Genomic DNA, 9,310 nt, shown 5'->3' with positions numbered 1-9,310 from the left:
CCACTTGGTACACAAGATGACCGCTTAGTGTATTGATTATATAAATATATTCTGAATTAAACCGTCCAATCCATCACTGGATTAACGGCAACCGTGCGGCAAACTTGGCAGCGCCGGGGCAACCTGACCAGCGAGCCCAAATCGTGGAATTTAGAGGTTAATGGCGCACCCATCAGGATTCGAACCTGAGGCCTTCGCCTTCGGAGGGCGACGCTCTATCCAGCTGAGCTATGGGTGCGCAGTAGAACCGTCAGGCCCTGACTGCTTACGCAGTGCTTACGCGACTTCTCCAGCCTTTAAATCGAAAAACGATCTGCTCGGCAAGAGCTTGGTATCACGTCTCTTTCTTAGTCCTCTTCATGACGGCATCCCCTTGACATCAGCCTTCGGAGGGCAGCGCTCTATCCAGCTGAGCTACGGGTGCCTGTCGCGGCTCTATAGCCCGAGCCGACCGGGGCCGCAATGGTCCCTGCGACCGTGCCGGCAACTTTCTGTCCGCAGCATGTCGAAGACAGGCCGCACCGAGGCGCGGGAACCGGGGCCGCCCCTCAGGGGCGCCGCGCCTCTGCCAGCATGGTCATCTCGGGGATCATGCCGCGCACCTCGACGCCCTCGAAGCCCGCGGCCGCCAGACGGGCCTGCAACCACCCCGCGTCCAGGGACCGCGCCTCGGGGGTGAAGGCCGTGTGCTGCAATTGCCAGAGCGCCGCCAGCGCCGGTCCGGTACGGTCGGCCTCGACGACGAAATCATGGATCAGCAACACGCCACCGGGGTTGAGCGCCTAGTAGGCGCGGGCGATCAACGCCTCGTGTGCCTCGCCCGGGACACCGGAAAACAGGTAGGACATCAGCACGATGTCCTGGCCGCCCGGGAAGTCGGTCTCCAGCGCGTTGCCTTCAAGGTAGGTGATGCGATCCGAGAGTCCCGCCGCCTCGACGTAGCGGCGGCCAAGGGCGGCGACATTGGGGAACTCGAGCACCGTTGACGTCAACCCGGGGTTGGCGCCGCAGAGCACGATGTCGAAGGCCGCCGTGCCGCCGCCGACATCCAGCATCCGCCGTGCGCCCGACAGGTCCAGCGCCTTCGCCAGTTGCCGCGCCGGGCCGAGGGATCCGGCGTGCTGGCTCTCGGAATAGAGCTTCGCCTCGTCGGGATCGGAGAACCAGTCGGCATAGGAGGCGGTGTCCCCCTCGCCCAGCTCGCCCTTCAGCGCGCCCTCGATCTGGTCCAGCAGCGGGTACATCTGCTTGCCGACCTGCAGGCGCAGGTAGTCGCCGAAGTCGTATTTCGCCCCCTTCACCAGGAAGGCCCCGGCCGCCGGGGAATTGGCAAAGCGCCCCTCGTGGACCGAGACCAGCCCCAGCCCCGCAAGGGCGGTCAGCAGGGTCATCGCGCGGTCCTCATGCACCCCTGCCGCCTCGGCCAGCTCGGCCGCCGTCTTGTCCCCGCCGGCCAGTGCGGTGAAGATCCCCAGCTCCAGCGCGGCGAACAGCGCCTTGGATCCCATGAATCCGAAGGCAATGCGGGAAACGTCGTCGGCTTCGGTCAGCAGGGTCATGGGGGCTCCTTGGCTTGTTGATCTTGCCCCCAGCCTAGCAAGCCCGCGTCACATTGAAACCCGGAAGGGCAAAAGCGACGCACGAAATGTCGCAAATGACCATTGATCCACCGGTCGGATGCAAAACGAGGGCCCATGCGAAACGCGGTCAAATGCGAAACGGGGGCCGATCCGCCCGGATCCGCCCCCGTCTGTCCCTTCAGCCACCCGCCGCGGGGCAAGGCCCGGTCAGGCCGCTGCCCGCTCAGGCAAAGAGATCATGCGCCAGTTCAAGCGCCTCGATCAGCACGTCGACCTCTGCGCGGGTGTTGTACATGGCGAAGCTGGCCCGGCAGGAGGCCGTGATGCCCAGGTGCTCCATCAGCGGCCCGGCGCAGTGATGGCCAGCACGTACCGCGACGCCCTTCTTGTCGAGGATGGTCGAGATGTCATGGGCATGGGCCGCACCGTCCAGCGTGAACGAGAAGATCGCCCCCTTGCCCGGGGCCTGTCCCTGGATGTTCAGCCAGTTCAGCCCGTGCAGCCTGGCGCTGGCATAGTCGGCGATCTCGCGCTCATGGGCGGCGATGGCCTCCATGCCGATGCCCATCATGTAGTCCAGCGCCACGCCGAGGCCGATGGTCTGCACGATGCCCGGCGTGCCCGCCTCGAAGCGCATCGGGCCGTCGGCATAGCAGACGCCGTCGCGGGTGACTTCCTTGATCATGTCGCCGCCGCCCATGAAGGGGCGCATCTCGGCCATCCGCTCCTTGCGGATGTAGATCGCGCCAGACCCGGAGGGGCCATAGAGCTTGTGCCCGGTGATGGCAAAGAAATCGCAGCCGATGGCCTGCACGTCGACGGGCATATGGACCGCCGATTGGCTGCCGTCGATCAGCGTGGCGATGCCGCGTGCGCGGGCCGCCGCACAGATCGGCGCCACGTCGACGACGGTGCCCAGCACGTTCGACATCTGGGTCAGCGCCACCAGCTTCGTCTTCGGGCCCATGGCCGCGATGACCTTCTCCGGGTCCAGCGAGCCATCCGCCTCAGGCTCGACCCATTTCAGCACCACGCCCTGACGTTCGCGCAAGAAGTGCCAGGGCACGACATTGGCATGGTGTTCCATCACCGACAGGATGATCTCGTCGCCCGCCTGCAGGCGCGGCGCGGCCCAGCCGTACGAGACCAGGTTGATCCCCTCGGTGGTGCCCGAGTTCATCACGATCTCGTCCTCGTGACCGGCATTGAGGAAGCGGGCGATGATGCCGCGCACGCCCTCGTACTTCTCGGTCGCGAGGTTCGAGAGGTAGTGCAACCCCCGGTGGACGTTGGCGTATTCCTGGGAATAGGCCTGCGTCACCGCGTCGATCACCACCTGCGGCTTCTGCGCCGAGGCCCCGTTGTCGAGGTAGACCAGCGGCTTGCCGTTCACCTCGCGCGACAGGATCGGGAAATCGGCGCGGATCGCGTTCACATCATACATTTCATTCTCCACACCCGCCGGCCAGTGCGGCCCGGCGGGTCCGTCAGGCGGCCACGAGGGCCGGTTCGCCGATCACCGCGACGACCAGTGTCGCGAAAACCAGGGTCAGCACGAAGACCGCCGCCAGCGCCGCGACCGCCTTCCAGCGGGTCGCGAAGCCATGCGCCTCGGTCACGAAGCAGACCATCATGTAGAGGCCCCAGACCCCCGCCGCCATCCCGGCAAACCCCGCCAGGGGCGGCAGCAGCACCGAGAGCAGCACCAGCACCACCTGCGCCACCAGGCGCAGCATCTGCAGCCAGAGCACCGCGCGCAGCAGCTCGGGCCATTGCCCCTGCCCGCCCAGCCTCTGGCCGACGACACTGAGCAACCAGGCCGAGAGCCAGATGATCGCCCCGGAGAAGAGCGCCAGAAGCACCGGCGACAACGCCACCACGGACGACAGGATCAGCCCGTAGACGATGCCGTTCAGCACCGCCAGCAGGGCCAGCATCAGCGGGGCCACCGCCTCGGGCAGCGACAGGGCCAGCAGCCGCGCCGCGCCGATCCGCGGGTTCAGCACGCTTTCGCGCGCCAGGTCCAGCCAGTCGCGCATCATGCGGTGGCCCTCCCGCGCTCGATCCGCAGCAGGCCGCCCAGCCAGATCCAGCCGAAGGCCAGCAGCCAGAGCAGACCGACCAGCGATTTCGCCGCGCCGGGGCCGATGAAGCCGGCGACAAGGCCATGCAGCAGCATCAGCGGGGTCGCCGCCACCAGCGCCCAGAACAGCGCCAGCCGCGCGCCATATCCCGTACCCTGCCCGCCGAGCACCCGCGCCACCAGGCGCGACAGCCCGGCCAGCAGGTAGAGCACCAGCGGCAGGATGAAAACCAGCCCCAGAAGCGCACCCCCCAGAAGCATCTGCAGGTCCTCACCCGACAGATGTGCCTCGCGGGCAAGCCGGGGCCATTGCGCGACGAACATCGCCACGCAGCCCCCCATGCAGAGGGCCAACGCGCGATCCTCGCGCGGGCCCTCCGACAACAGGCCCTCCAGCACCGCACCGGGGGTGCGGTAGCTGGAGGCGATATTGCGCATCAGCGACATGCGATCAGCCGCGACGACGTTCCAGCCAGGCGGTCAGACGCTCCAGCAGGGCCTCGCGCAGGATGTCGTCCTCGATCTCGTCCAGCGCTTCGGCGAGGAAGGCGATGGTCATCAGGTCCTGCGCCGTATTGGCATCGACGCCGCGCGAGCGCAGGTAGAAGATCGCCTCTTCGTCGATCGCCCCCGAGGTCGAGCCATGCGAGCAGGCCACGTCATCGGCGTAGATTTCAAGCTCGGGCTTGGCGAGGAAGGTGCTGTCACCGTCCAGCAGCAGCGACTGGCTGATCTGGTAGCCGTCGGTCTTCTGCGCGCCTTCCTTGACCAGGATCTTGCCCTGGAAGACACCCGTGGCCCCGTTGCGCAGCACCTTCTTGAACACCTGGCGGCTTTCGCAGTTCAGCGCGTCGTGGGTCACGAAGACGGTGTCATCGTGGTGGAACTCGCGCCCGTCGCCCATGCAGGCGCCGGCCACATGGGCCATGGCGTCATCGCCGGTCAGCTCGATCACCGCCTCGTTGCGGGTCATCACGCCATTGGCGGTCAGGGTGAAGCTCTTGAACAGGCTCTCCCGGCCCAGGCGGGCGAAGATATGCGTCGCGGCGCGGCGCTCGTGGTCGCGGCCCTGGGTGCGGACATGGTGGAAGCGCGCCTCGTCGGCGACCTCGACCTCGAGCACCTTGTTGAAGCGGGCGGCGGCGGGGCCGTTCTCCAGCAGGGTCAGCTCGGCGCCCTCTTCCAGCTTGATCACATGGTGCAGCATGACGTCCGAGGTCTCGGACTCGTGCCGGTAGATCAGGCTTACGGGCTTTTCGGCCTTGCCGGTGACGCGGATCAGCACGCCATCGGTCGCGGCCCAGGTGTTGAGCGCCGCCAGCGGGCGCTCAACCGGATCCTGGCCGCGCTCTTCGAGCACGCCATACAGATCCTTGGCCCAGTGGATGTCGCTGGTGGCTTCGGCCAGGCGCTCGATCGAGACACCGGCCAGTTCCAGCGGATCACTGTCGGCCGCCGAGAAGACACCGTCGACGAAGACGATCTTCACCCGGTCGATCTGGTCGAAGGTCGGGGCCTCCTGGGGATCGAACAGCGCGGCCGCCGGCGCCTCGGGCTGCACCAGGCTTTGCGGCTTGGTGAAGCGCCAGTATTCGTCACGCGGCTGCGGCAGGCCCATGGACTGCACGCGGGCCAGCGCGGCCTCGCGGGCGGTCACGGACCAGCCGGCGGTGGCGCCGGAGGTCATGGCACCCAGGCGGGCCTCGGTCGCCGTGGTGCGGGCAGCCGAGGGCTTGGTCTTGATGGAACGGGACAGGATGGCCGACATTATTGCGCCTCCGCCAGCAGGTCCGCGTAGCCGTTCTGTTCGACTTCCAGCGCCAGCTCGGGGCCGCCGGTCTTGATGATGCGGCCATCGGCCATGATGTGGACGACATCGGGTTTGATGTGATCCAGCAGGCGCTGGTAGTGGGTGATGACCAGGAAGCCCCGGCCCTCGTCGCGCAGCGCGTTCACGCCGTCCGACACCAGCTTCATCGCATCGACGTCCAGACCCGAGTCGGTCTCGTCGAGGATGCAGAGCTTGGGTTCCAGCATGGCCATCTGCAGGATCTCGTTACGCTTCTTCTCGCCGCCCGAGAAGCCGACGTTCACCGGGCGCTTCAGCATCTCGGCATCGATCTTCAGCGACTTGGCCTTTTCGCGGACGATCTTCAGGAAGTCGGTCGAGGACAGCTCTTCCTCGCCGCGCGCCTTGCGCTGCGCGTTCACGGCGGTGCGCAGGAAGGTCATGTTGCCGACGCCGGGGATCTCGACCGGGTATTGGAAGGCCAGGAAGATACCGAGGGCGGCACGCTCTTCGGGGTCCATCTCCAGCAGGTCCTCGCCCAGCAGGGTGGCCGAACCCTCGGTCACCTCGTAGCCTTCGCGACCGGACAGGACGTAGGACAGCGTGGACTTGCCCGAACCGTTCGGGCCCATGATCGCATGCACCTTGCCGGCTTCGACGGTCAGGTCGACGCCCTTCAGGATCTGCTTATCTTCTTCTTCCAGTTTGACGTGCAGGTTCTTGATTTCCAACATGTTCTTGCCTTTCCTCACGCAACGCCTCAAGCGTGCGTCATCATACGGATCACGTCCAGAAGCCGATCGGAGGGGACCGGCATCGGAACGATGTCAAAGACGGCCAGACGGCCGATCAGGGTAGGTTGCCCCACGAAATCCTCGATCTCGTGGTATTGCTCCCGGTTGCGGTAGTCGTCGAACAGCAGGGTCACCGGCTGTTCTATGTTGAAGGCGGTGGCCAGGACACAGCCCGGCCGGAACCGCCCATCCACCAGCACGACGTCGGGATGCGGCGCGAGGCCCCTGTCCCAGACGCCCAGCGGATAGGCGGCAAAGCGGCGCCAGTCGCGGTCATCGACCGGATGGCCCCATTCGCGGGTCGGCCCGATATCGGCGTGGATCACCTCGACCGCGCCCCTCGGCGGGTTGGCGGCGAAGTACTCGCGCATCATCCGGGCCCATTTGCCGTCGCTCTCGACCGAGGTCACCCGCTTGCCCAGTTCGCCAGCCAGTACGGTGGACCCGCCCGAGCCATACTCCAGGATGACCTTCGCCTCGCCATAGGCCAGCCGCACGGCATCGGCCTCCTGCTCGGGGAAGGTCAGTTCGGGGCGCACGGGCGCTGAGAGATCGGCGGCGCGGCTCACCTCACTCGATCACCACGGCGGTGCCAGAGACCGAGACCATCAGCATGCTGTCGCCAACCACCTCATAGTCCAGATCCACGCCGACCACCGCATTGGCCCCAAGGCGCGCCGCGCGGGCCTCGATCTCGCGCATGGCGGTGTCGCGGGCATCCTGCAGCTTGCTTTCATAGGCGCCAGAGCGGCCACCGATGATATCGGTGATCCCGGCGAAGAAATCGCGCACCACATTGGCGCCCATGATCGCCTCGCCGACGACCAGCCCCCGGTAATCGGTGATGCGGTGGCCTTCGATATTGTTGGTCGTGGTGATGATCATTGCAGGCTCTCCTCTGCGGATTTCAGAGCGACGGGGAAGCTGTGCAGCAGATCCCCCTTGGAGCGGGCGACGCCCGCCGCATAGGGCAGCGGCCCCGTGGGCAGGCCCGCCAGCAATCCCGGCAGATCGCCCAGATCGACAGGACGCGGCAGCGCCCGTTCGATCCCGGCGGCGTAGTCGAGGAACTTCAGCGCCGGAGAGGCATGGATCCCCGCCGGGTTCAGCCAGGTATTCGCCACGCCGAAGCTGTCGGCCACGATCAGCCCGTGCAGCGACGAACTGACCACGTGGGCGCAGGCGGCAATCTGGCGGCAGACCTCCAGCGCCTCGCCCCGCACGTCGATCAGCTTCAGCACCGGATGCGCCGCGATCATCTCGCGAAAGCCCGGGTCTTCCAGCTGCGCATAATGCGGCACCAGTCCGATGCGATCTTCCCGCGCCGGCGCGTCGATCACCTCGGAGATCAGCAGCCCCGGATCGCCGTAGCCCGGCACCGAGACCCCCAGCAGGCTTTCCGAGATCGGCCCACGCAGCAGAGCCACGTCGACATTCCCAAGGAAATCCACCTGCACGGGCTTCAGCATCCCCGTACCCCAGACCACCGGCCTCATGCCATCGGCACGGGGGGCGCGATTGCCCCGCCGCACCACGTGCATGATCGAGCCGATGGCGAAGACATCCGCCTGGCCGGGCTTCGCCCACGTCACATCACGGCCCGAAACACGGGCCACGATGGCGCGGGAGATGGCGTCGCCGAAATTCGGCTTCGCCGCCCACCAGTGGAGCTTCAGGGGGGCGCTCATCAGCCGACGGAGCCTTCCAGCGAGATCGCCACCAGCTGCTGCGCCTCCATGGCGAACTCCATCGGCAGGGCCTGGAGCACGTCCTTGCAGAAGCCGTTGACGATCAGGGCCACGGCCTCTTCTTCGTCCATGCCGCGCTGCTGGCAGTAGAACATCTGATCGTCATCGACTTTCGAGGTGGTGGCCTCGTGCTCGACGCGCGACGTGTTGTTCTTCACCTCGATGTAGGGAACCGTATGCGCCCCGCAGTCCGAGCCGATCAGCAGGCTGTCACACTGGGTGTAGTTCCGGCTGTTCTGCGCCTTGGGATGCATCGAGACCTGACCACGGTAGGTGTTCTGCGCCTTGCCGGCCGAGATCCCCTTCGAGACGATCCGGCTGCGGGTGTTCTTGCCCAGATGGATCATCTTCGTGCCGGTATCGGCCTGCTGGTAGTTGTTGGTGATGGCGATCGAGTAGAACTCACCCTGGCTCTCCTCGCCGCGCAGGATGCACGACGGGTATTTCCAGGTCACGGCCGAGCCGGTTTCCACCTGCGTCCACATGATCTTGGCACGGTCGCCACGGCAGTCGGCGCGCTTGGTGACGAAGTTGTAGATGCCGCCCTTGCCCTGGTCATCGCCGGGGAACCAGTTCTGGACGGTCGAGTATTTCACCTCGGCGTCCTCTTCCACGATGATCTCGACCACGGCGGCATGCAGCTGCGCGGTGTCGCGCTGCGGTGCGGTGCAGCCTTCCAGGTAGCTGACGTAGCTGCCCTTGTCGGCGATGATCAGCGTGCGTTCGAACTGGCCGGTGTTCTCGGCGTTGATGCGGAAGTAGGTCGACAGCTCCATCGGGCAGCGCACGCCCGGCGGCACGTAGACGAAGGAGCCATCCGAGAAGACGGCCGAGTTCAGCGTGGCATAGAAGTTGTCGGACACGGGAACGACCGAGCCCAGGTACTTCTTCACCAGCTCGGGGTGCTCGCGGATCGCTTCCGAGATCGAGCAGAAGATCACGCCGGCCTTCTTCAGCTCGGCCTGGAAGGTGGTGCCGACCGAGACCGAGTCAAAGACCGCGTCGACCGCGACCTTGCGCTCGGGCGCGCCCTCGTCCTTCATCTCTTCGGCGCCTTCGACACCGGCGAGGATCATCTGTTCCTTCAGCGGGATGCCCAGCTTCTGGTAGGTTTCCAGCAGCTTGGGGTCCACCTCGTCCAGCGACTTCGGCTTCTCTTCCATGCTCTTGGGGCGGGCGTAGTAGTACTGGTTCTGGAAGTCGATCTCGGGGTAGTCGACCATCGCCCAGTCGGGCTCTTCCTTTTCCAGCCAGCGGCGGTAGGCGGCCAGGCGCCATTCCGTCATCCACTCGGGCTCGAGGTTCTTGGCCGAGAT

Annotated in this window: 11 protein-coding genes and 1 tRNA gene; all 12 read right to left on the bottom strand. The window is 66.1% G+C overall.

Annotation, left to right across the window (positions count from 1 at the left end; all coding sequences use genetic code 11):
* Positions 1 to 161 precede the first annotated feature (161 nt).
* Positions 162 to 238: transfer RNA gene (locus OS124_RS0105015), tRNA-Arg, on the bottom strand.
* A gap of 310 nt (positions 239 to 548) precedes the next feature.
* The gene (locus tag OS124_RS27895) at positions 549 to 761 is read right to left on the bottom strand and encodes a hypothetical protein (RefSeq protein ID WP_010138273.1); all 213 of its coding nucleotides are present in this window, start codon (positions 759 to 761) and stop codon (positions 549 to 551) included.
* Positions 762 to 782: 21 nt separating this feature from the next.
* Positions 783 to 1,559, bottom strand: coding sequence for a methyltransferase family protein (locus OS124_RS23730; RefSeq protein ID WP_010138272.1), 777 nt, complete (start codon positions 1,557 to 1,559; stop codon positions 783 to 785).
* 244 nt (positions 1,560 to 1,803) lie between these two features.
* The gene (locus OS124_RS0105005; RefSeq protein ID WP_010138271.1) at positions 1,804 to 3,024 is read right to left on the bottom strand and encodes a cysteine desulfurase; all 1,221 of its coding nucleotides are present in this window, start codon (positions 3,022 to 3,024) and stop codon (positions 1,804 to 1,806) included.
* 43 nt (positions 3,025 to 3,067) lie between these two features.
* Positions 3,068 to 3,622: a YIP1 family protein gene (locus OS124_RS0105000; protein ID WP_010138270.1), complete on the bottom strand. Its 555-nt coding sequence runs from the start codon at positions 3,620 to 3,622 to the stop codon at positions 3,068 to 3,070.
* Complete coding sequence (locus tag OS124_RS0104995) at positions 3,619 to 4,110, bottom strand: hypothetical protein (RefSeq protein ID WP_010138269.1); 492 nt, start codon at positions 4,108 to 4,110, stop codon at positions 3,619 to 3,621. The genes OS124_RS0105000 and OS124_RS0104995 overlap by 4 nt, the downstream gene beginning before the upstream one ends.
* Before the next feature lie 4 nt (positions 4,111 to 4,114).
* On the bottom strand, positions 4,115 to 5,431 hold the full coding sequence (locus OS124_RS0104990) for a SufD family Fe-S cluster assembly protein (RefSeq protein ID WP_010138268.1): 1,317 nt from the start codon (positions 5,429 to 5,431) through the stop codon (positions 4,115 to 4,117).
* Positions 5,431 to 6,186, bottom strand: a complete 756-nt coding sequence (gene sufC, locus OS124_RS0104985) for a Fe-S cluster assembly ATPase SufC (protein ID WP_010138267.1) — start codon at positions 6,184 to 6,186, stop codon at positions 5,431 to 5,433. Before sufC ends, OS124_RS0104990 begins: the two co-directional genes overlap by 1 nt.
* Positions 6,187 to 6,212: 26 nt before the next feature.
* On the bottom strand, positions 6,213 to 6,815 hold the full coding sequence (locus OS124_RS0104980) for a hypothetical protein (RefSeq protein WP_010138266.1): 603 nt from the start codon (positions 6,813 to 6,815) through the stop codon (positions 6,213 to 6,215).
* Between the two features lies 1 nt (position 6,816).
* Complete coding sequence (locus tag OS124_RS0104975) at positions 6,817 to 7,131, bottom strand: heavy metal-binding domain-containing protein (RefSeq protein ID WP_010138265.1); 315 nt, start codon at positions 7,129 to 7,131, stop codon at positions 6,817 to 6,819.
* Positions 7,128 to 7,934, bottom strand: coding sequence for a polysaccharide pyruvyl transferase family protein (locus OS124_RS0104970; RefSeq protein WP_010138264.1), 807 nt, complete (start codon positions 7,932 to 7,934; stop codon positions 7,128 to 7,130). The genes OS124_RS0104975 and OS124_RS0104970 overlap by 4 nt, the downstream gene beginning before the upstream one ends.
* Positions 7,934 to 9,310: Fe-S cluster assembly protein SufB (gene sufB, locus OS124_RS0104965; protein WP_010138262.1), on the bottom strand; the 1,377-nt coding region annotated here is incomplete at its 5' end. The genes sufB and OS124_RS0104970, both read right to left, overlap by 1 nt.

Source organism: Oceanicola sp. S124, from assembly GCF_000220565.1.
Taxonomy (GTDB): domain Bacteria; phylum Pseudomonadota; class Alphaproteobacteria; order Rhodobacterales; family Rhodobacteraceae; genus Pseudooceanicola.
Note: the sequence above shows the minus strand (reverse complement) of the source record. Positions and strands in the feature narration are given on the sequence as shown.

What these genes read in the sequence shown, in the direction of transcription:
- OS124_RS23730 (WP_010138272.1), bottom strand. Translation starts at nt 1,559, where the DNA reads ATGACCCTGCTGACCGAAGCCGACGACGTTTCCCGCATTGCCTTCGGA.
- OS124_RS0105005 (WP_010138271.1), bottom strand. Translation starts at nt 3,024, where the DNA reads ATGTATGATGTGAACGCGATCCGCGCCGATTTCCCGATCCTGTCGCGC.
- OS124_RS0105000 (WP_010138270.1), bottom strand. Translation starts at nt 3,622, where the DNA reads ATGATGCGCGACTGGCTGGACCTGGCGCGCGAAAGCGTGCTGAACCCG.
- OS124_RS0104995 (WP_010138269.1), bottom strand. Translation starts at nt 4,110, where the DNA reads ATGTCGCTGATGCGCAATATCGCCTCCAGCTACCGCACCCCCGGTGCG.
- OS124_RS0104990 (WP_010138268.1), bottom strand. Translation starts at nt 5,431, where the DNA reads ATGTCGGCCATCCTGTCCCGTTCCATCAAGACCAAGCCCTCGGCTGCC.
- sufC (WP_010138267.1), bottom strand. Translation starts at nt 6,186, where the DNA reads ATGTTGGAAATCAAGAACCTGCACGTCAAACTGGAAGAAGAAGATAAG.
- OS124_RS0104975 (WP_010138265.1), bottom strand. Translation starts at nt 7,131, where the DNA reads ATGATCATCACCACGACCAACAATATCGAAGGCCACCGCATCACCGAT.
- OS124_RS0104970 (WP_010138264.1), bottom strand. Translation starts at nt 7,934, where the DNA reads ATGAGCGCCCCCCTGAAGCTCCACTGGTGGGCGGCGAAGCCGAATTTC.